General features: G+C 60.9%; 17 protein-coding genes. 5 read left to right on the top strand and 12 right to left on the bottom strand.

The window, feature by feature from the left end; genetic code table 11:
• Positions 1-10: 10 nt before the first annotated feature.
• Positions 11-1165: a branched-chain amino acid ABC transporter substrate-binding protein gene (locus OCA5_RS03195; RefSeq protein ID WP_012564626.1), complete on the bottom strand. Its 1155-nt coding sequence runs from the start codon at positions 1163-1165 to the stop codon at positions 11-13.
• A 486-nt stretch (positions 1166-1651) separates the two neighbouring features.
• On the opposite strand from OCA5_RS03195, the gene OCA5_RS03190 reads away from it, so the two are divergent.
• Complete coding sequence (locus OCA5_RS03190; RefSeq protein ID WP_012564627.1) at positions 1652-2443, top strand: IclR family transcriptional regulator; 792 nt, start codon at positions 1652-1654, stop codon at positions 2441-2443.
• 27 nt (positions 2444-2470) lie between these two features.
• Complete coding sequence (locus OCA5_RS03185) at positions 2471-3367, top strand: LysR family transcriptional regulator (RefSeq protein ID WP_012564628.1); 897 nt, start codon at positions 2471-2473, stop codon at positions 3365-3367.
• 114 nt (positions 3368-3481) lie between these two features.
• Here OCA5_RS03185 and OCA5_RS03180 read toward each other — a convergent pair whose 3' ends face one another.
• Entirely contained in the window at positions 3482-4096 is a 615-nt protein-coding gene (locus OCA5_RS03180; RefSeq protein WP_012564629.1) for an amino acid synthesis family protein, read from the bottom strand.
• Positions 4097-4316: 220 nt separating this feature from the next.
• Between OCA5_RS03180 and OCA5_RS03175 the strand changes: the two genes are divergently transcribed.
• Positions 4317-5834 carry a CoA-acylating methylmalonate-semialdehyde dehydrogenase gene (locus OCA5_RS03175; protein ID WP_012564631.1) on the top strand — a complete coding sequence of 506 codons (1518 nt, stop codon included), beginning with the start codon at positions 4317-4319 and terminating at the stop codon, positions 5832-5834.
• 51 nt (positions 5835-5885) lie between these two features.
• Here the strand turns inward: OCA5_RS03175 and OCA5_RS03170 are convergent, their stop codons facing one another.
• From OCA5_RS03170 to OCA5_RS03125, 10 genes are all read right to left on the bottom strand, one after another.
• The gene (locus OCA5_RS03170) at positions 5886-7835 is read right to left on the bottom strand and encodes a putative bifunctional diguanylate cyclase/phosphodiesterase (protein ID WP_012564632.1); all 1950 of its coding nucleotides are present in this window, start codon (positions 7833-7835) and stop codon (positions 5886-5888) included.
• Positions 7836-7847: 12 nt separating this feature from the next.
• Positions 7848-9071, bottom strand: a complete 1224-nt coding sequence (locus OCA5_RS03165) for an FIST signal transduction protein (RefSeq protein WP_012564633.1) — start codon at positions 9069-9071, stop codon at positions 7848-7850.
• Between the two features lie 293 nt (positions 9072-9364).
• Complete coding sequence (locus OCA5_RS03160; protein WP_012564634.1) at positions 9365-11572, bottom strand: xanthine dehydrogenase family protein molybdopterin-binding subunit; 2208 nt, start codon at positions 11570-11572, stop codon at positions 9365-9367.
• Between the two features lie 11 nt (positions 11573-11583).
• The gene (locus OCA5_RS03155; RefSeq protein WP_012564635.1) at positions 11584-12054 is read right to left on the bottom strand and encodes a (2Fe-2S)-binding protein; all 471 of its coding nucleotides are present in this window, start codon (positions 12052-12054) and stop codon (positions 11584-11586) included.
• Positions 12055-12490: 436 nt separating this feature from the next.
• Positions 12491-13705 carry a metal-dependent hydrolase family protein gene (locus OCA5_RS03150; RefSeq protein ID WP_012564637.1) on the bottom strand — a complete coding sequence of 405 codons (1215 nt, stop codon included), beginning with the start codon at positions 13703-13705 and terminating at the stop codon, positions 12491-12493.
• Between the two features lie 14 nt (positions 13706-13719).
• Positions 13720-14703 carry an ABC transporter ATP-binding protein gene (locus OCA5_RS03145; protein ID WP_012564638.1) on the bottom strand — a complete coding sequence of 328 codons (984 nt, stop codon included), beginning with the start codon at positions 14701-14703 and terminating at the stop codon, positions 13720-13722.
• The gene (locus OCA5_RS03140; RefSeq protein WP_012564639.1) at positions 14694-15686 is read right to left on the bottom strand and encodes an ABC transporter ATP-binding protein; all 993 of its coding nucleotides are present in this window, start codon (positions 15684-15686) and stop codon (positions 14694-14696) included. The genes OCA5_RS03145 and OCA5_RS03140 overlap by 10 nt, the downstream gene beginning before the upstream one ends.
• A 9-nt stretch (positions 15687-15695) precedes the next feature.
• Positions 15696-16595 (bottom strand): ABC transporter permease, encoded by a 900-nt coding sequence (locus OCA5_RS03135; protein ID WP_012564640.1) that lies wholly within the window; start codon positions 16593-16595, stop codon positions 15696-15698.
• Positions 16592-17521: an ABC transporter permease gene (locus OCA5_RS03130; protein ID WP_012564641.1), complete on the bottom strand. Its 930-nt coding sequence runs from the start codon at positions 17519-17521 to the stop codon at positions 16592-16594. The genes OCA5_RS03135 and OCA5_RS03130 overlap by 4 nt, the downstream gene beginning before the upstream one ends.
• A gap of 57 nt (positions 17522-17578) precedes the next feature.
• Positions 17579-19093, bottom strand: coding sequence for an ABC transporter substrate-binding protein (locus tag OCA5_RS03125; RefSeq protein WP_012564642.1), 1515 nt, complete (start codon positions 19091-19093; stop codon positions 17579-17581).
• Positions 19094-19253: 160 nt separating this feature from the next.
• Here OCA5_RS03125 and OCA5_RS03120 point away from each other — a divergent pair, with 160 nt between their 5' ends.
• Together OCA5_RS03120 and OCA5_RS03115 are read left to right on the top strand one after the other, a co-directional pair.
• Complete coding sequence (locus tag OCA5_RS03120; protein WP_244396093.1) at positions 19254-19739, top strand: MarR family winged helix-turn-helix transcriptional regulator; 486 nt, start codon at positions 19254-19256, stop codon at positions 19737-19739.
• A complete protein-coding gene (locus OCA5_RS03115; protein WP_012564645.1) occupies positions 19740-21047 on the top strand; it encodes an amidase in 1308 nt (435 codons plus the stop codon).
• Positions 21048-21050: the final 3 nt, after the last annotated feature.

Here is a 21050-nt window from a genome sequence, read left to right as displayed (position 1 = left end):
GCCTCTCGCCTTAGAGGCCCTTCAGCTTGCGTTTGCCGCTGACATATTCGCTGTCTTCCCAGCGGACCCAGTGGCCATCCTGCGCGACATACTTGGTCGAGGCCACGCTATTGTTGCGATGGTCGTCGAACGTGATCGCGCCCGCAATGCTCTGATAGTTCTTGGTGGCGTTCAGCACATCGCGAACCTTCTTGCGATCCGGCCCGACCTTCTCGATCGCGGCCATGATCAGATCGGCGGCGACATAGGCGTAAGGCCCGTAAGGCTCGGCAGGCTCCTTGAAGCCGGCCTTCTGATAGTCCTCGATGAACTTCTTGCCGCCCGGCATCGTCTCAGGCGGGGCGCCGTTGTGGAAAGCGATGGTTGCTTCCGCATTCGGACCGAGCGCTTCGAGATACGACGTGGACATGATACCCGACACGCCCGCGAACTGGATGTTGACGCCGAGACGCTCCATCTGCGAACGCACGCGCACGCCGAGCGGTGTCAGGCCTGCGAAGACGACGATCTGGGGCTTGGCTTCCTTGATCTTGAGAAGCTCGGCCGAGAAGTCCTGCTGATCCGCGCTCACGCCGAACGTGCCGACGATCTGCCCGTCAGTCTTGGCGATCTTCTCCTGGAAGAACTTGAGGAGACCGTTGCCGTAGTCCGTCGTGTCGTGGACCACGACCCACTTCTTGTAACCGGTACCGGTCAGGAACGTCGTTGCGACCGCGGTTTCGTCGAGCATCGAGCCGTTGACGCGATGGATTTCCTTGTAGTCGTTCCCGTAGGTGATCGCCGGAAGGATCGCGCCCCACACCACTGCGGGCATGCCGAAACGATGATAGACATCCACCGTCGCGATCGCGACCGCCGAGCAATAATGCGTCACGCCAGCGATGATGTTCTTGTCGGTCGCAGCGCGCGTCGCAACCTGAATGCCGACGTTCGGTTTGCACTCGTCGTCGAGCGCAACGAGTTCGTATTTGTATTTCGACTTCGGATCGGCGTTTCGCAGACGCACTGCGAGCTCGGCGGAGTTGCGGCCGCCAACACCGGCGGCGGAGTTGCCGCCCGACAGCGGACCGACGAAACCGATCTTGACCGTTTCCTTGGATTGCGCGTGAGCAGTGACGGCAGACACCGCCAATGCAACACCGACTGCTGCTGCTTTAAACAACATACTGACCTCCCTCGTGGCACTGGTTACGTTCGTTGAAGATACGGAGCACTCTTGGCGGTGCGTGTCTCTCCCATCCGCGCGAACGTGCGTTCGTTGCAGCCGGCAGAATGGGAGTGATGGTGAAAGGCTTGCAGGGCCCGCCTGCGAAATTAGCGCTGTACGATAGATGTTGAGCATCGCGGCGGGCAAAGCCGCGTCCGCGCTTGCGGGATGGCGTGCCCCGCAACCGGCTTCGCATGCGCCAGCCTGCAGCTCCGCGCGATAGCCCGTGCCTGCCAAGCGCAGGCGAGAATTGAGCGATCGTCCTCACAGGGGGTTACCTCCGTATCGTGGACGACATCGTACAATTTTTAATTCGACATATAGAACCAAGTTCGATAGACTGAATTGTGACACCTCTCGTCAGAATGTCAATGCCCGTCCTCTGAGGTGAAATGACATCTGCGGCGAACGCATCTGGAATACGAAATGCAACGGAAAGCGGAGATGACCACGCAGACGAAACCACCGGTCAAGAAAGACCTCGCTCCCGCGTTGACGCGCGGCTTAGGGATCTTGACGTTCATTGCACGCACCGGACGGTCGGTGACTCTGACAGAGATCGCCGACGAACTTGGAATTGCTAAAAGCTCCGCGCATGGACTGCTCGCAACGCTCGTGAACGGCGGCTTCCTCGACAGGCAGGCGGACAGCACGTATCGGCTCGGCCTGCGCGTGGTCGAACTCGCGAATGCACGCATTGAAAGCTCCGAGCTCCCTGCAGAATTCTACGCGATCTGGAATCGCTATCCGCAGTTTCATCAGGAAGCCGCCATCCTCGCGGTGCTGGATGGCCCGGACGTGATCTACATTGCATGCCGCAACAGCCCGCTCGCGCTCGGCATCACGTTCAGGCCCGGCATGAAGCTACCTGCCTGCTGCACCGCGACCGGCAAGGCGCTGCTCAGCACGTTGTCGAACAGCGAGGTGCGCGATTTCTACAAGCGCCATGAGTTCGCGCGGCTGACGCAAAGCAGCGTTCCGAACGTCAGCAAGCTGATCCGTCAACTCGAGGAAATTCGCGAACGGGGATTTTCGATCGACGACGGAGAAACGCGCGACCACATGTGGTCGGTCGGCGCACCGATCTGCGGCTGGGAGGGGCAACGCTCCGCCGCCGCGGTTGCGATCAGTTGCCTCCGATCAGAGGTGACGCCGGACAAAATCGTCCGGACCAGTGACTTTACGAAAGACTTCGCCAGAGCCTTGTCAGAAGCAGGCAGCGCTCTCCAATCCTGACCGTGCGTTTGACAAGAGAAACGCTGCATGGGGACGAAATATCTTTCACTGACCCAACTCGGCTGGGACCACTTCCGCGTGGTGCTGGAAGTGGCAAGAACCGGCACGCTTGTCGCCGCGGCGCGGCGACTCGGCGTCGATCAATCGACCGTCAGCCGTCGCCTTGCGCAGGTCGAGTTCAGCACCGGCGGCACGATCTTCAAGCGGAACCGGCAGGGGCTGTCGCTGACCCCACTCGGCAACGAGATTTTCTCCCGCGTCGAGAAGATGGAAGCCTCGCTCCTCGAAATTCAGGGCATTACTAGCAAAGGCACCATTGCAAGCGGCCGCGTCACCATCGCCTCGATGGAGGGCATCGGATCGCTGTTGATCGCGCGTTCACTGAAGGCGCTGTCGGTCGCCTATCCCGAGATCGAAGTTCATCTCGTGACGACATCGAACCACGTCGATATCTCCAAACGCGAGGCCGATATTTTCGTCAGCTTCTTCGAGCCCGCGACCGGTTCGCTCGTGACCCAGAAGATCGCCGACGTCTGCTTTCATCTCTATGCGAGCGACGAGTATATCGGCGGGCGCACGATCATGCTGCCGACCGACCTGCAGGGCGAGACCTTCATCGGCTACATCGACGATCCGATTTTCCTGCCCTCGGCCCGCTGGCTCGAAGAGTTCATCGAAAATCCCAAGATCGGTTTTCGCGCGACCAGCATGTTTTCCCAGATGAACGCAGCTCAGGAAGGCCTCGGCATTGTCATGCTGCCGAATTATGCGCAAGCCGAGTTGTCCGGTTTGCGCAAGATCGTCCCCGATCGCTTCACCACCGTGCCGCTCTACATCAGCGTGCAGCAGGATTCGCAATTCCTGCCGCACATCCGGGCCGTGTATGATTCGCTTCTGGGATATCTCGGCGAGACGGTGAGCTGAAATCTATCTCGACTAAGAGAAGAAACCGCTCTCCTGCAGGCACAAACGCAATCGGCCCTCCGTGCATCGGAATCGAAGCAACGGAGGGCCGACTGACGATTAGACTACAGAGACTTACTTGGACGCTCTCATGTCGGCGACCAGCTTCGCCACCTGATCGGCGCTGGCCCCCTGGATGCGCGCGTTGACGCGCGTGGTGCCGAAGCCGACGAAGAGCGCGATCTCGTTCGCTGCCGGTCCGCCGGGAATCGACACCGTCGTGCCGTCCATCGCATCGTAGTCCCAGGCGTCTTCAGCGCCGCCGAACAGAATGTCGATCGAGGTGCCCGGTCCGCCAACCTTGGCGTTTCCGGGAATGAGCGCAGGACCCGCACCAAGCCCGCGACGCATCGCAAGACCGATACGCGGATGAATGAGCGCCGCACCGTGCTCGGAGTCACCATTGCTTCCGACGATCACGCCTTTGCCGTAGGCACGCGGACGCTCCTGACCGGAAAACCGCTCGAGCACGCGCTTCGTCAGCATCCCGCCAACTTCCACCGAGATTTCCGCAAGACGCGCGAGATCGGCATCGCTCGCCGCACCCTTGCCGGCAAACGGATTTTCGAACACCACGCCCGCCACGATATGGCGCACCACCTTGTCAGCCGGCTTTCCAGCCTCGCTCAGGATTTCACGCTCGAACATGTGAAACTGCCTGATTTTCACTGACTTAACTTCATCAACCATTCTCTCTCTCCCTAAAGCTGTTGAATGCACGGTGGCGGACGCGACGAAGGATATTGGCCCGTCGCAGGGCTGTCAGTTTGCAAGAATGCATGGATGCATGCAGTTTTCCCGACATGCTGATGCAGCATCAGTCCTTATGGTGACGGCGCTTTTTGACTTTCTGGAAACAACGCATTCGCCGCGGATGAATTGGTGCGCGGCGGCCGCGTGAGGAGGCCATATGAACGCCGTGACGGAATTGCAAGTAAATACTATATCTCACTGGATTAACGGCAAGCCATTTGCCGCAACGTCGGGCCGCACGTCAGACGTCTTCAACCCCGCGATCGGCGCGGTGAGCGCGCGGGTCAGTCTCGGCAGCGCCGCCGATGTCGATGCGGCTGTCGATGCAGCCAAAGCCGCCTTTCCGGAATGGTCCGAAACGCCGCCGCTGCGGCGCGCGCGCATTCTCTTCAAGTTCAAGGAGCTGCTTGATCGCAATCACGACAAGCTTGCGGAGCTGATCACGCGCGAGCACGGCAAAGTGTTTTCCGATGCCAAGGGCGAAGTGATCCGCGGCATCGAGGTCGTCGAGTTTGCCTGCGGCATCCCGACTCTGCTGAAGTCCGAATTCACCGACAACATCGGCGGCGGCATCGACAACTGGAATCTGCGGCAGCCGCTCGGCGTCGTCGCCGGCATCACGCCGTTCAATTTCCCGGTGATGGTGCCGATGTGGATGGTCCCTGTCGCACTCGCCTGTGGCAACACCTTCGTGCTGAAGCCGTCCGAACGCGATCCCTCACCGAGCCTGTTGATTGCAGAACTGCTGAAGGAAGCGGGTCTCCCCGACGGCGTGTTCAATGTCGTGCAGGGCGACAAGATCGCGGTCGATACGCTGCTTGAGCATCCGGATGTCGAAGCGTTGTCCTTTGTCGGATCAACGCCGATCGCGGAGTACATCTACAAGGAAGGCACCAGCCGCGGCAAACGCGTGCAGGCTCTCGGCGGCGCCAAGAATCATCTCGTCGTCATGCCGGATGCCAATCTCGATCAGGTGGTGGATGCGCTGATCGGCGCGGCCTATGGCTCGGCCGGCGAACGCTGCATGGCGATTTCGGTAGCCGTCACCGTCGGCGATGTCGCTGACGAGTTAGTGCCGCGCCTTGCAGAGCGTGCGCGGACCCTCAAGATTCGCAACGGTATGGATTCCGAGGCTGAGATGGGGCCCTTGGTCACGAGCATCCATCAGGCGAAAGTCGAAGGATATATCGCCAAGGGACAGGGCGAAGGCGCGACGCTTGTCGTCGACGGCAGAGGCCACGAAGTCGAAGGGCACGAGAAGGGCTTCTATGTCGGCGGCACGCTGTTCGATCACGTCACCCCGAACATGACCATCTACAAGGATGAGATTTTCGGCCCGGTTCTCTCCGTCGTGCGCGTGCGCGATCTCGCGGAAGCCGTCGAGCTCATCAACGCTCATGAGTTCGGCAATGGCGTGTCGTGCTACACCAGCGACGGCGGCGTGGCGCGCGCCTTCTCACGCCAGATCAAGGTCGGCATGGTCGGCATCAACGTACCGATTCCGGTGCCGATGGCCTGGCACTCGTTCGGCGGGTGGAAGCGCTCGCTGTTCGGCGATCATCACGCCTATGGCGAGGAAGGCATTCGCTTCTACACGCGCTACAAGAGCATCATGCAGCGCTGGCCGAGCAGCATCGGCAAGGGTGCCGAATTCACGATGCCGGTTGCGAAATAAATTTTCGCGGGGCTCTCCTTGCGAGAGCCCCGTTTGGACTCAAAGAAAGCGTCACGCCGCATGGGATGACGACGGCTTGGCCAGCGAACGCTCCGGCAGCCGCGTCCCGCCATCGCCGGCGATCAGATCGGCAATGAACTCCGGCTTGTGGAACAGATAGCCCTGGCCAAGACGAAGGCGCGTCTGATTGATCAGATAGTCCTGCTCTTCCAGAGTCTCGATCCCTTCCGCAACCACGGACACGCTGAGAGCAGAGCCGAGCGATTCGATGGCGCGGAGAATGCTTTGGTTGCGCGGGCGCTGGTGGATCGACGAGACCAGCGAACGGTCGATCTTCAGTTCATCCACCGTCAGGTCCGCCAGCTTAGCGAGCGATGAATATCCCGTCCCGAAATCGTCGATCGAGATGCTCACGCCCGCCTCACGCAGCATGGGAAGCACGTGGGTCTGGAACGGTCCAATGGCCGCGAAGGATTCTTCCGTCAACTCCAGAATGACGCGTCCAGCCTGCCCGGTGTCGTAAATCCGCTGCGCCAGCTTGAGCATGAAGGGCATCTTCATCGACTGCGCGGCGGAGATGTTGATGCTGTATTTGGTGGCAAGGCCGAACTTGGCATCCAGCTCCGGCAGATGCTGGATCAGATCATCGACGATCAAATGGGTAATCCCGTCGAGAACGCCAAGCTCGCTGGCGAGCGGCAGAAACTCTCCCGGCGCGTGCACGGCACCGCTCTGATCGACCCAGCGCGAAAGCGCCTCGAAACCGACGATGGTGCGGGTGCGGAAATCGACCTTCTGCTGAAGCGCACAGCGGAATTCACGATTGGAAAGAGCCCCGCGAATGCAGCGTTCCAGCGACAACTTCTCCGTCGCTCTGCGCCCCAGCGTCCGGTTGAAGAAGGCGACACCGCCCTTGGAAGAGCTTTTGGCGCGATACATCGCCATGTCCGCATGGCGCCGCAACGTGTCGTAGTCGCGGCCATGATCTGGATAAAGCGCGACGCCGATCGAGGCGGACGTCTTGATTCCGACTCCCTCGATCCGGAACGGCCGCTTCAGACGGCTGCGCACGCGGCTGATCAATGCGGACGCGTCGGAGCGCTGGTCGACAGGATTGAGGATAATCACGAACTCGTCGCCGCTGATGCGCCCGAAAATATCCGTGGACCGGATCTCGGATTTCACCCGCTTGGCGATCTGCCGCAACAGTTCGTCGCCGATGGCATGCCCGTGATGATCGTTGACCTGCTTGAAGTCGTCGAGATCGAGAAAGGCGAACGCCACTTTCCGGTCATCGTCGGCGGTGCGGATCAGATCGTCGACAAGCTCCTGAATGTGGGTGCGGTTCGGCAGGCCCGTCAGCGCATCAAAATTGGCGCGGAAACGCAGCGCTTCCTGGCTGATCTTCAGCTGCTCGGTGAGGTGCTGAAGCCGGTTGCTCTCCGCCTCGGTCTGGTTGGCGCGGGACGCCGCCAGCGCGTGCGAGGCGAGCAGCGAGAATTTTCGCGCCACCGCCACATGCGCGCGGTCGAATCCGGGCTGATCTTCGCTGCGCAACAGCATCATCAGGCCGCGCCGGTTGCGAATGCCAAGCGGCAGATAAAGCGCAGGCTGCACACCGGAAAGATTGATGCCGAAATCACCGGGACATTCGTCAGGCCCGCCGTCCGAGACGGTCGTGACGATACGGCCGGACAATGCCTTGCCGAACAGGCGCGTGATCTTCCAGATCGAGCCCACGGCCGCAGGCTGACTCGACGCCACGCATTCCAGCGAATCGTCGCCATGCCGTCGCTCGACCAGCACGATAGCGCAGGAATAGTCGAACACCGGCATTAACGCGGAGAACACGCCCGCGAACGGATCGTTGTCGCCGTCCACGCACAGCACGGCATCAAGCGCACTCAAGAGCAGGTTGGCATGCGTGGTTTCGGTGCGCAGGATATCGACTTCCCTGCGCATCTCGACAAGTGTTTCGCGAAGCTCTTCTGAGCCTTCCATAAAGTCAGCCCGTTATTTGCCGAAAGCGATCGCGGAGATCATCAGGTTGCCGTGCGCGTTCTTGTTGAGGATCGCGCCCTGCTCACCAAAGGTGAAGCAGCCGAGGAACGGCATGCCGCCGAAGCTTGACGCGACCGCCTGCGAGACTTTCGGCATGCCGTCGCCGACCGCCAGCATGCAGCCCGCGCAATAGACCACGAGGCCGCCGGCAAGGTTGGAGAGCCCGCCCGAGAGCGTCGCCGTTGCCGCCGATGCGACCTTCCCGGCGCGATCGACAAGGCGCGCCTTTTCGCCCCGCATGCTGTAAAGCCGCGTGCCTTCCTCGATCGACGCGAAGGTCGACAGCACACCGTTCTCGAGGATCTTGTCCGGGTGCACGAGCAGATAGTGGGTGATGCCCTCGATCTTCCCGGCGTCGACACCAAGCGGATGCATCGTAGTGTCGACGAGAATATTACCGCCGGCCTCGACCTTTTCCGCGAGCACGCCGCCGAGCCATTCGTTATAAACTTCGGCTGCTGGCCGGCCATCGATCGAGACGATCTGCCGGCCGCACGATTGGGTGACGATACCGCTGCCGCCTGCGGAGCCGTAAACGACACGCGTGACGATGCCGCTTTCGCCGCTCGGCTCATAGCCGCCCTGAAACATGAAACCGATGCCGCCGGAGGAGAACAGCACGCCGACGACCAGCCCGTCGGTCATCACGCCACCCTGACTGATCTGCCGCCACTTCCCGGCGACCTCGTTGTCGGCCGCACTGCCGCCGATGATCGGGCAGCGATCTCCGACAACGCGCCGCAGGCCTTCGATCACCGCTTCTTCCTGACCAGGCGTCTGATAGATCCAGATCAGTTCGGGCAGTTCGCCGGCGCAGCCTGCATTCTCGAGCGCAGTGTGGAGTGCGCGTTCCGCACAATCCGCAGCATCGCCCTCAAGGCGCACACCTGCGGTGCCGTAATCACCGTCTGCGTCTTCGATCAGCAGAACGCCGATCGAACCTGCGCCGCCGAGCCCGGCTTCGGTCATGATGCCGGCACAGGACGTCCCGCCGAGGATCGCGGCATCAGGAAATTCCTTGCGGAGGAAATCGAGGATCGCCTGATCGTCGTGATCGCAATCATAGAATGCGCAGACGAGGTTCGGCTTTATGGTCGCATCAGCGATGTGGAGCGACAGGTCGGATAAAACATTCTCCGTCGAGCCGGAGGCAGCAAATGATTTCAAAGCAACCATGATATCCCACGCAAAGACATAGACGTCTTCGTGGCTATCAGGGCTCCGTTAAAATTTGCGGTAGTGCTATGGTTTCTTATTAGTTCTGGCGGACCAAAAATTGTAACTAAATTCGCATTTTCCGCTGTGTCCCAGCCACTTTCCGAATTGAAGCGCACCGTTGCGCCGCGTGCGCGGAACCGCCGCAGACGCCCAGAGCTCACACATTCCGAAAACGATTTCTCCAGGGCCTTGCTCTTTGCAAGACCCTGGAGATTGACGTGTCTGGAGACTTCCTTGGCTGGCAGCGTCGTTTACGCTTGCAGCGCAGCCTTCAGCTTATCCGGCGTATAGGGCACCGACCGCAGGCGAATGCCGGTTGCATCGAACACCGCATTGGAGATCGACGACGGCACGATCGCCGTCGTCGGCTCTCCCGCACCCCACGGCTTCTCGTTTGGCCGATCGATCAGCTCGATGACAATTTCCGGAATGTCCGGGAACGTCAGGATCGGATAGGTCGCCCAATCGAGCGAGGTCGACATCGCGCGATCGAACTTCACTTCCTCGATCAGCGTGCGGCTGACGGTCTGGATGATGTTGCCGTCGATCTGGTTCTTGACGCCGTCCGGATTGATGATCTGTCCGCAATCGTGAACGATATAAAAGCGCGGAACGCGAATCTTTCCGGTGCTCCGGTCGACCTCCACTTCGGCCACAGCCCCGACATACGTGCGGGTCAACTCATACTTCGTATAGCTGATGCCCCTGCCCTTCAGGATGTTGCCGGAGCGATTACCCTTCGGCGAGGCACGCTTGTCCCACTTGGCAAGCTTGGCCAGACGATCCAGCACCTCGATGCCGCGATTGTCATCGAGATACTTCAAACGAAACTCAAGTGGATCGATCTTGGCTTCGGCCGCCAATTCGTCCAGGAAGCATTCGTTCGCATACGTGTTCTGCATGCGCCCCGGCGCTCTGATCCAGGACGGGCGGAACGGCGTGCTCTCAAGCCGGTGGCAGACCGTGCGCACATTCGGGATTTTATAGGGGATCGCCGAATTGCGGATGACGTTGCCCGGCGCCATGACGAAGGTCGACGGCAACTCCGCAAGGTCCTGCGCCACCAGCGGCGTGCTGCCGGGCATGCCCTGCGGAACGAAGAACTCCGAATCCCAGGCGTTGATGTTGCCGTTCGCGTCCATATTGGCCCGCAGATCGATCAGCGTCGGCGGCCCCATCGGTTCCCAGCCATGCTCGTCCGCACGCGACCACTGCACGCGCACCGGCTTGCCGACGGCCTTGGCCAACACCGCCGCATCGCCCGCGGCATCCTCATGGCCGTTGCGGCCGTAACAGCCGGCACCTTCGTGATAGATGCAGCGGACATCCTCAGCCGGCATCCCGAACATCTGCGCCAGTTGCTTGCGCAGATTGTGTGTCGCCTGAGAGGCAGACCATGACGTCAGCTTGCCGTCCTTGAATTCCGCAATCGCACAGGATGGACCGATCGATCCGTGAAGGTTGATCGCGAAATCGTACGTCGCTGACAGCTTCTTGCCGTCGGCATTCAGCGCGGCGACCACGTCGCCGGTGTTGCTGGTGACGTCGTCCTTGGCGATCTTGGTCGATCGCACATGGTCCCAAAGCTTGGCTTGATCGGGCAGCGTTTCCGACTTCGACCAGCTCACCTTCAGTTTCTGGGCGGCGCGGATTGCATTCCACTCGGTGGCTGCAACGACGCCGAGGAAATCCTTCTCGCGCACGACGGTGACATCCGGGATCGACTTGATCGAACTTTCATCCACGCTCTCGATCTTCGCGCCGAAGGCCGGCGGCCGGATCACGCGGCCATGCAACATGCCCGGCACGCGAACGTCCTGCATGTAAGTGAACTGGCCGGTGACCTTGCCGGGAATATCGACACGCATGGCCGACTTGCCGACCACCTTGAAGTCCTTCGGGTCTTTGGTCTGGACCGGCTTCTTCGGATCGAGCTTCAGATTGAAACTCTTGTCGCCGATCAGTTGACCGTAGCTGACCTGCTTGCCGCCCTTGGATTTGACGACGCCATTCTCGACGGACAGGCTTTCGCGCGGCTCGCCGAGATGCTTCGCCGCTTCGTCGAGCAACGCATTGCGCGCCGTCGCCGCCGCCTGCCTGAGTTGAACACCACCGCTCTGAATGCCGAGACTTCCGGACGACACGCCCTGATCCGGCGTCAAACCGGTGTCGCCCTGAATGAACTTGATCGCGGACAACGGCACGTCGAGTTCTTCAGCGACCATCTGCGGCAACGCCGTCGAGATGCCGGTGCCGAGATCGACCTTCCCCGAATAGACGGTGACTTTCCCTTTGGTGTCGATCGACAGGAAGCTATCGACTTCCGTCAGCGCCAACGGCTTGCCAGGTTTTGCCGCATCCTGCGCAAGGGCGCCATCGAGCGTGCCGCCGATGGCAAAACTGACAACGAGAGCTCCGCTTCCCTTCAGAAGCTGACGTCGTGAAACATGCAAATTCATGACAGCCTCCCTTACACGTAGCTCGACGCGCGCTTGACGGCTTTGACAATGCGACTGTGCGTTCCACAGCGGCACAAATTATTGCCCAACGCTTCCTTGATCTGCTCTTCGGTCGGCTTCTTGTTCTTCGCAAGAAACGCGGCCGACTCCATGATCATGCCGTTGATGCAATAGCCGCACTGCACGGCCTGCTCTTCGATGAAGGCGCGCTGCACCGGATGAGGCTTCTGCGGCGTCCCCAATCCTTCCAGGGTGACGACCTTCTGCTTGTCGGTGATGGAGGACAGCGGCGTGACGCAGGAGCGCACCGCCGCGCCATCGATATGCACCGTGCAGGCGCCGCATTGAGATAGGCCGCAGCCGAAGCGCGGACCGTGCAGCGCGAGATTATCGCGCAGCACATACAAAAGCGGCATGTCTGGATCGTCGATCCGAACGGACACCTTCTTGCCGTTCACTGTGAGTGATTTGGAGACTGTCATGTTTCACCTCGAAATGGTCATGTACCATTGGGGTTAGGAGGCGTTTGTCAGGTCGGAATGGAAACTGCCGAACCGGGTCGCAACACCATGGCGGCACGCCGCACGATATATCTGCCCGTTCACTGCAGCCGTCTTATCCCGTGCGGCCGTCGCCACGGCCGCACCCTCGATGAGTTCGCCTATCGAAGACTATAAATTTTCGTACGAACAGAAATCGATAATATCTCACAATCATGTGCGAAAAACTCACCGACGGAACCGTACGCATTGCGACTTCCCCGCATTCTGCGCGCACGTTGCTGCTTCGTGATGGAATGTAGGAAGCCCGCAGGGATGCGGGGCATCACGAACGGGCATTATGCCGCACGATATATTGGCATATTGAATCCGCTCGTTCCGGCGAGGGCGCTGCAACGCCCCGTCAGCCCACCGGCGGTCAGGCTTCGACGTCGAGCCAGCCCTTGGCGATCGAGCCGTCACGCGCATCCGGATTGAACCAGATCATCTCGCCATCTTTCATTACGCCGCAGAGATTATCCAGCGCCCGGATATCCTTGAGCGGGTTGCCGCGCACAAAGATCAGGTCGGCATGAAAGCCGGGGCGGATCTGCCCCACCTTGTCACCAAGACCGATCGCCTCCGCGGCAACACTAGTGGCGCTTTTGAGCGCCAGCACTTCGGTCATGCCGGCCTCGACCATGAACTTCACTTCCACCGCGACAGAGCCGTGCGGATTGCCCGGCGTGCCGGCATCGGTTCCGGCAACAATGGGAACGCCGGCTGCAATCGCCGCGCGGAAGCTATCGAGCCACGGCTCCGAGGTGCGGCGCATTTTCTCGACGGCGTAATCGGGCAGCCGCTCCTCGCCGCACCCGAGCAGAATGCGCCGCATCGGCGTGAGCGTCGGCACCAGCACCGATCCCTGCTTCAGCATGGTCTCGATCAGCGCGGGCGTCAGATAAATTCCGTGCTCGATGGTGTCGACGCCAGCCTTCAGCGAATTGGCGATACCTTGCTCGCCCTGAGCGTGAGAGGCAGCGTGCTTGCCGCAATTATGCGCTTCATCAACCGCCGCCTGCATTTCCTCGGCGCTGAGCTGCACATGCTCGGGCTCGACACCGGAGGTGATCACGCCACCGGTGGACACCACCTTGATCAGATCCGCACCTGCCTTCAGATTCTGGCGCGCGGCCTTGCGTGCCTCATCAACACCATCGACCTCGACACCGATGAAACGGTTATGACCGCCGGTCATGACGATGCAGGGGCCCGAAGCGAGCATACGTGGCCCGCGCACAAAGCCCGCATCAATGGCCTTCTTCAGATAGATGCCAATCTTGCCGGAGCAGCCGACGTCGCGCACCGTTGTCGTTCCCGCACGCAGCGTCGCCTCGGCGGCTGCCGCCGCACGATAGGCCGTGGTGAGATAAGGCTCGGCCACGAGATGCGGAACGCTGTCGTTGCTGCCGTCCAGACAGAAATGGACGTGGGCATTGATAAGGCCCGGAAGAACCGTCAGCCCCTTCGCATCGATCACCTCGGTTGCGGGATCGAGTCCGGCGGCATCGGCGAAGTGTTCGCCTTCGATGCCGATATCCATCGCTTTGAGGTCGTTGCCGCCCAGCCAGACGTGCGCATTCGTGATCTTCATGAGAGTCTCTTAGGTTAGAGCGCGCCTTGCGCGAGGCGTTCGCTGACGACGTGGCAGGCCGCGAGGTGTCCCCCGCCGATATCGACAACCGGAGGCCGCTCCTCGCTGCACTTCGCGATCGTCAGCGGACAACGCGGGTGGAACGGACAACCCTTCGGCGGATTGATCGGGCTCGGAATCTCACCTGTGAGTTTCGTCCGGTTCTTGCGCTTGGCTGGGTCGACCGCCGGCACGGCGGAGATCAAGGCCTGCGTATAAGGATGCGCCGGACGCTCGAGCAGCACATCGGACGAACAAACCTCCATGATCTGCCCGAGATACAGCACCGCGATGCGGTCGCAAAAATACGAGCTGAGATTGAGGTCGTGGGTGATGAAGATGTAGGTCAGGCCAAGCTGCTTCTTCAGGTCTGAGAGCAGATTGATGATCTGCGCCTGCACCGATACGTCGAGCGCCGACACCGCTTCGTCCGCGAGGATGATGTCCGGTTTAACCGCCAGTGCCGCGGCAATCGCCACGCGCTGGCGCTGCCCGCCGCTCAATTCATGCGGATAACGGTTCGTTGCGGTCGGCGGCAGACCGACCAGTTTGAGCAACTCCTCAACCTGTCCGGAGAGATTGCCGGTCGCCACGCCGTAATTACGGATCGGCTCCGCCAGAATATCGCCGATCCGCATCCGCGGATTGAGCGAACTGAATGGGTCCTGAAAGATGATCTGCACCCGCTTCCAGTAGCTCTGACGCGCCTTGCCTTTGAGGTTCGCAACATCGCGTCCCTCGAGTTCGATGCTGCCATCGGTCGGCTGCTCAAGCCCGAGAATGAGCCGCGCCAGCGTCGATTTACCCGAGCCGGACTCACCGACGATGCCAAAGCTTTCGCCCTTGCCGATCGAGAACGAAACATCGTTGACCGCATGCACATACTTGCGCTCCACGGTCCAGCCGGTTCGCTGCGGCAGCACGAATGACTTCTTCAGATGGCGGATGCTCAGTTGCATGTCTGAATCTCCTTCCACCGGAAGCATCGCGTCTCCGCCCCATCGGGCAGGCGCTCAATCGACGGATGAACCTGAGAGCAAAGATCGATCGCGTTCGGACAACGCGGCGCAAACCGGCAGCCGGGCACATCGCTGAGCCGTGCCGGTGGATGGCCTTCGATGGCCTTCAGCCGTTCGCCGCGCGCGACGTCCGGAATGCAGGACAAAAGACCGCTGGTGTAGGGATGGTGCGGGGCCGCGAACACCTGCCGGACCGATCCACGCTCCTGCATCTCGCCCGCGTAGAACACGGCGACGGAATCGCAGAGCTCGGAAATGATCGCGAGGTCATGCGTGATGAACAGGATGGAGATTCCCATCTCATCGCGGATTTCCCGCAACAGATCGAGAATCTGCGCCTGAATGGTGACATCGAGCGCCGTCGTCGGCTCATCGGCAATCAGCAGATCAGGCGAACAGGCGATCGCCATGGCGATCATCGCACGCTGGCGCATGCCGCCGCTCAATTGAAACGGATACGCGTCCATGCGCCGTGCGGGCTCGGGGATGCCGACGCGCTGGAGAAGCTGCACCGCGCGCGCATGAGCTTCCTGCTTGCTCACCGGCTCATGCGCGAGAATGCCGGCGATGATCTGCGAGCCCACCGTAAACACCGGATTGAGCGCCGTGAGCGGCTCCTGAAAGATCATGCCGATCCGCGGGCCGCGCAGCTTGCGCATGTCGCGCTCCGGCATTCGCGTCAGGTCCTTCCCGTCAAACAGAACGCGGCCGCTCGAAACCTTGGCGATGGCCTGCGGCAACAGGCCCATCACGACAAGAGCGGTGACGCTCTTGCCGGAACCGGACTCGCCGACCAGTCCCATGATCTCGCCGCGGCGAATTTTGAAAGACACGCCCTGCACCACGTTGGCCGATCCGTGATCGGTGCGGAACGCGACGCTGAGATCTTCGACACTCAGCAGAATATCGTCCTGATTGCTCATGATCCGGCCTCAGAGCTTCAAACGGGGATCGAGCGTGTCGCGCAGGGCATCGCCGAACAGATTGATGCCGAGCACGGTCGCGACAATGGCGATGCCCGGCACAACGGACAGCCACCAGGCGATGCTCATGTAGTCCTTGCCTTCGGCAAGCATCCAGCCCCACGTCGGCGTGCTCGGTGACACACCGAGACCGAGGAAGGTCAGCGCCGATTCCATGATGATCATGAAAGCGAATTCGAGGGTCATCACGACAATGACCGGCGTGGACACGTTCGGCAGGATATGCGCGGCGAGAATGCGGAGCTGGCTGTTGCCGCGCACGCGCGCCGCCTCGACATACTCCTTCTCGCGCACCGACAGCGTCTGGCCGTAAACGATACGGGCAAACTGCACCCATCGCGTGCAAGCCAGCACGAGGATCAGATTGGTGATGCCGGCACCCAGCGCACCCACCACGGCAACGGCAAACAGGATGTAAGGGATCGCCAGAAACACATCGACGATCCGCATCAGCACGGAGCGGATCATGCCGGGATAGAAGCCCGCAACGATTCCCACCACGGTGCCGATCACGCAGGCGATGAAGGCCGTGGTGAAGCCGATGAAGAGCGAGATGCGCGCGCCATACATCACACGGCTGAGCAGATCGCGGCCGAGATGGTCGGTGCCCAGAATATGATTCCAGGTGCCGCCGGCGAATACCGGGGGCTTCATGCGCATCAACAGGCTTTGCGTATTCGGATCATGCGGCGCGAGCACCGGCGCCAGCACGGCCATTGCAACCATGACGAAAAGGATCGCAAGGCCGATGGCGCCACTGCTGCGCCCGAGAATCCGGCGCAGCGCCGACTTCCTGTACCAGGCAGAGAACCCCGACGATGCCGGCATCGAGCTGGCGGATGAGCTCATTTGAAACCTCCGCCTTCGCGAATGCGCGGGTCCATGTAGGTGTAGAGAACGTCGACCGTGATGTTGATGAGCACGAAGATCGACGCGAGCACGAGCACGACTGCCTGCACCACCGGATAATCGCGCGCGAAGATCGAATCGACGGCAAGGCGGCCGACGCCCGGCCACGCGAAGATGGTTTCGGTAATAACGGCACCGCCGAGCAACACACCGAATTCGAGGCCGATCACCGTGATAAGCGGGATCGCTGCGTTGCGCAGGCCGAACTTGAAAATCACCGTCCGGGTCGGAATGCCGACCGCGCGCGCCGTGCGGATATAATCCTGGCTCAACACGTCAAGCATGCCCGAGCGTGTCAGGCGCGCGATTCTCGCCATCGAGAACACGGCGAGCGTCGCGGCGGGAAGGATCAACGTTTCCAGACCGGAGCGGCCGCCCGACGGCAGCCACTGCAACTGAACCGAGAACAGCAGGATCAACATCAGCCCGAGCCAATAGACCGGCATCGCCTGCCCGAGCAGCGCGAGGCCCATCGCAATGGAGTCGAGCGCACTGCCGCGCTTGACGGCAGCGATCACGCCGATCGGCACGGCGAGACAGGTGGCGATCAGCAATGCGCTGCCGGTCAACTGGAAGGTCGCGGGCAGATGGTCGAGCACCATGTACACCGCAGGCTCACTGTGACGATAGGAGAAGCCGAGATTGCCGGTGATCACGTCATAGGCGAAGCGCAGGTACTGCAACGGCAATGGATCGTTGAAGCCCATGCGCAAGCGAAACGCGGCACGTTCCTCCGCGCTCGCATCCATCGGCAGAAGCAACTGTGTCGGATCGCCGGACAGATGCAGCAGGAAGAAAACGAGAGTCATCACTCCAAGCAGAACGAGCAGAGCCTGAAGGAGGCGCTTCGCCAGATAGCTGATCATTGAGGTGCGTCCCAAGAGGCGGGGCCGCCCGGAATGGGCGACCCTGCCAGAGCCAGATCAGCGAAGCTTGATGTCGGCAAGCCGCAGACTTTCGTCAGCGCGCGGCTTCCAATCCAGCTTGGCGTTCACGCCATAAAGGTCGATCTGCTGATGCAGGAACAGCCAGGCCGCCTTGTCGTGGATCATGTTGTTCAGCTTCTCGTAGAGCTTGTTGCGCTTGTCGGGATCCATTTCCTGACGCGCTTCGACAACAAGAGCCTGGATTTCCTTGTCGTCGAAATTCGACACCGGCTCGCCTGCGCCAAACTGCGGGGTCGCCCACTGATCGGGGTCCATGCTGGGAAGCGCCCAGCCCAGCATGTACATCGGCGACACCTTATGCGTCGTGAACATCTGGGCGTAGTTGCCCCACTCATGGACCTTCAGATTGACCTTGATGCCGACCTCGCCGAGCTGGGCAGCAACGATCTGCGAGATGACGCGGTCCATCAGGTAACGGCCGTTCGGCGTGTCCATGTCGATGGAAAAGCCGTTCGGGAAGCCGGCTTCCGCGAGCAGTTGCTTGGCCTTCTTCGGGTTATAGTCATAAAGCTTCGACTTGAAGTCCACACCGAGCAGCCGAAGAATATGGCCGTTGACGTCGCCCGCACGAATGCCGTTGCCGAGCAGCAGGCTCTTGACGATTTCATCGACATTGACGGCGTGGTTGATCGCCTGACGGACGCGCTGGTCCTGCAGCGGTCCGGGAACGGTGTTCACCAGACCGAAGAACAGCACACGCGCGCTCGGGACGGTCGCCACCTGAAGGTCGGAGGCCTTCTTTATCGCGGCGATGTAGTCCGGCGGCAGGTTGGTGATGATGTCGACGTTCTTCGCCTGCAGCGCGGCGATGCGGGCCGCGACGTCAGGAATGGCGCGGAACTGCGCCTTCTTCACCGTCGGCGCGCCGCCCCAGTAATTCTCGTTGGCATCGAGATCAAGGAAATCGCCACGCACCCACTTGCCGACCTTGTAAGCACCGGTGCCCACCGGGTTGGCGGCAATGCCTTCAAGGCCGACCTTATCGAAGTAAGCTTTCGAGACGATGTTGATGAGCGTGAGACGCGCGGGCAGCACCGGGTCCGGCACCGACGTCGTCAGCCGGACGGTGTAATCGTCGACGACATCGACGGACGACACCGTGTTGATCCAGCCGCGCTGCGGCGAGCGCTCTTCCTTGTTGAGCACGCGATCGAGCGAGAACTTGACATCCTTCGCGCTGAACGCATCGCCATTGTGAAATTTCACGTTCTTGCGAAGCTTCAGCTCGAGCACCGTATCGCTGATACGATTCTGCGATTCGGCAAGCGCAGGCACGATCTTCAGATCGGAATCGCGCGCAAGGAGCGCATCATAGATGTTGGCATTGACGTTGATGGTCGGAACGGTGACGTCGCGGTGAGGATCGAAGCTCACCGGATAGACGCCCTGCGCCACGACGACGCGGCCGTCCGGACCGGCCGAAGCGCTGAGCGGCGCGAGCGTCATGGCAGCGAGGCCCAAACAGGCCATCCACTTATGAAAAGCACTCATGGTCGTTATTTCCCCTCGTATGGACCTTGCGTTTACACCCTTAGCGAAGCAATTCTTGTGCCAGCCCCCGGCTATTTAGTTCCAAATGGGACTTGTTTGGATTTTCGCAGCTCCGCTGAATTAGTTCCATTGTGAACTAATTCGACATCATGTTATCAATTTGGTCAAGACCATGCCCCATCCAATGATCTTCATAGATAACCCGACACCGTTCGCGATCCGCGTGAACGTCCTGACGAACCGCTACGTCACCACGCTGGGGGCGATGCTCGAGAAGGAATACGGGCTCCAGTGGCATGAATGGGTGGTGGTATTTTGTATCGAGCTACGGGAGGGATGGACCGCCACCGACATTAGTAATGCGATCGGGCGGCCGAAGAACACGATCAGCCGGGCCGTGCATAAGCTGCAGAAAATGGGGCTTATTTCGCGGAAATCGCATCAGGACGACGCACGCGTCCAGGTGCTCGCCTTAACTGCGAAGGGAAAACGCTTCTACGCAAAGATGATGCCTCGCCTGCTGGTTGTGGAACACAGCATCTACGGCCGCCTGAACGACAAGGAGCAGGCCCAATTCATCAAGCTTCTCAACAAGCTTCACGACGTCAAACCAACCCGCGTCAGCACTAAAGAAGGATCAGATTGAGTGTCTCAGTTCGTCCATGACCCAGGCGATATAAGCGCGATCCAGTCCAGCTTCGTATCGGGTGCATCCGATCCAGTGAGATTTCTCGAAACGCTGCTGCAGCGTGCGGAGGCGGTCGAGCCGCATATTCACGCCTGGCTGTCGCTGGATATTGAGGCCGCACGGCGTCAGGCGCGCCGGTGTCGCGACGAAATGCAGCAGGGCGTCAGGCGCGGTCCGCTGCACGGCATCCCGGTCGCGATCAAGGATGTCGTCGACATCGAGGGTCAGCAGACCCGGGCGGGAACAGCAAGCCGGGCAGAAAGTGCGCCGGCCACTCTCGACGCGAATATCGTGGCAATCCTGCGCGCGGCAGGCGCCATTATAATGGGCAAGGTGCATACGACCGAGTACGCCTATTTCGAGGGCCCGCCCCCGACGCGCAATCCGTGGCACGCGTCTCATACGCCCGGCGGATCGAGCGCAGGATCGGCCGCTGCAGTCGCCTCCGGCACGGCGGTTTGCAGCATCGGCACGCAGACGGCCGGGTCCGTGGTGCGCCCCGCCGCCTATTGCGGCATTGCGGCGTTCAAGCCGACGACGCAAGACCTCTCCACCGCCGGCCTCACCCAGCTTGCGCCAACCTTCGATACGGTCGGCTGGTTCGGCTACCGGATGAGCGACGTCGCCACCATCAGCGCAGCGCTTCAGCCGCAGCGCTACAAGCATGCGCGCAGCACCCGCCCGCTGCGCATCGCGATGCTGGACGACCCGCTGTTCGCTGACGCGGATAGAGCGGTGCAGGACGGCCTCGGCAAGATCCACACGCAACTTCACAATGCCGGGCATCAGGTGACGTCGCTGAAGTCTGCCGTCGATCTGACGGCGGCCCTCTCACTGCATCAGACCGTTCTCGAATACGAGTTGTCCCATATCTATGGTGAGCTGGAGACCACGCATCCCGACAAGGTGTCGGAGGCCTGGCTTGCCGCTATCAAGCGCGGGAAGAAAATCAAGGATGGCGTTTATGCCGATACGCTGCATCGCATTCTACAGATGCAACTGACATTCTGGGACGCGTGCGCCGATATCGACGTCTTGATCGCCCCGGCTGCGCCGGACATCGCGCCCGAAGGCATGAAAACCGGCGACCCGCGCTACATCATTCCGCTCACCGCGCTTGGCGGCCCGATTTCGACCGTGCCTGTGGGAGTGGCGCCCTCCGGACTGCCGCTCGGCGTCATGCTCTGCAGTCCGCCGGCCACCGATGCCACATTGCTGGGGCACTCGCTCGCGATTGCAGATGCGATCGAAATGCCTCGCGCTTAAAGA

It is taken from the genome of Afipia carboxidovorans OM5 (assembly GCF_000218565.1).
In the GTDB taxonomy this organism is placed as follows: Bacteria; Pseudomonadota; Alphaproteobacteria; order Rhizobiales; family Xanthobacteraceae; genus Afipia; species Afipia carboxidovorans.
Note: the sequence above shows the minus strand (reverse complement) of the source record. Positions and strands in the feature narration are given on the sequence as shown.

What these genes read in the sequence shown, in the direction of transcription:
- OCA5_RS03145 (WP_012564638.1), bottom strand. Translation starts at nt 14,703, where the DNA reads ATGCAACTGAGCATCCGCCATCTGAAGAAGTCATTCGTGCTGCCGCAG.
- OCA5_RS03185 (WP_012564628.1), top strand. Translation starts at nt 2,471, where the DNA reads ATGGGGACGAAATATCTTTCACTGACCCAACTCGGCTGGGACCACTTC.
- OCA5_RS03155 (WP_012564635.1), bottom strand. Translation starts at nt 12,054, where the DNA reads ATGACAGTCTCCAAATCACTCACAGTGAACGGCAAGAAGGTGTCCGTT.
- OCA5_RS03150 (WP_012564637.1), bottom strand. Translation starts at nt 13,705, where the DNA reads ATGAAGATCACGAATGCGCACGTCTGGCTGGGCGGCAACGACCTCAAA.
- OCA5_RS03130 (WP_012564641.1), bottom strand. Translation starts at nt 17,521, where the DNA reads ATGATCAGCTATCTGGCGAAGCGCCTCCTTCAGGCTCTGCTCGTTCTG.
- OCA5_RS03165 (WP_012564633.1), bottom strand. Translation starts at nt 9,071, where the DNA reads ATGGTTGCTTTGAAATCATTTGCTGCCTCCGGCTCGACGGAGAATGTT.
- OCA5_RS03180 (WP_012564629.1), bottom strand. Translation starts at nt 4,096, where the DNA reads ATGGTTGATGAAGTTAAGTCAGTGAAAATCAGGCAGTTTCACATGTTC.
- OCA5_RS03160 (WP_012564634.1), bottom strand. Translation starts at nt 11,572, where the DNA reads ATGAATTTGCATGTTTCACGACGTCAGCTTCTGAAGGGAAGCGGAGCT.
- OCA5_RS03175 (WP_012564631.1), top strand. Translation starts at nt 4,317, where the DNA reads ATGAACGCCGTGACGGAATTGCAAGTAAATACTATATCTCACTGGATT.
- OCA5_RS03140 (WP_012564639.1), bottom strand. Translation starts at nt 15,686, where the DNA reads ATGAGCAATCAGGACGATATTCTGCTGAGTGTCGAAGATCTCAGCGTC.
- OCA5_RS03195 (WP_012564626.1), bottom strand. Translation starts at nt 1,165, where the DNA reads ATGTTGTTTAAAGCAGCAGCAGTCGGTGTTGCATTGGCGGTGTCTGCC.
- OCA5_RS03135 (WP_012564640.1), bottom strand. Translation starts at nt 16,595, where the DNA reads ATGAGCTCATCCGCCAGCTCGATGCCGGCATCGTCGGGGTTCTCTGCC.
- OCA5_RS03125 (WP_012564642.1), bottom strand. Translation starts at nt 19,093, where the DNA reads ATGAGTGCTTTTCATAAGTGGATGGCCTGTTTGGGCCTCGCTGCCATG.
- OCA5_RS03190 (WP_012564627.1), top strand. Translation starts at nt 1,652, where the DNA reads ATGACCACGCAGACGAAACCACCGGTCAAGAAAGACCTCGCTCCCGCG.
- OCA5_RS03170 (WP_012564632.1), bottom strand. Translation starts at nt 7,835, where the DNA reads ATGGAAGGCTCAGAAGAGCTTCGCGAAACACTTGTCGAGATGCGCAGG.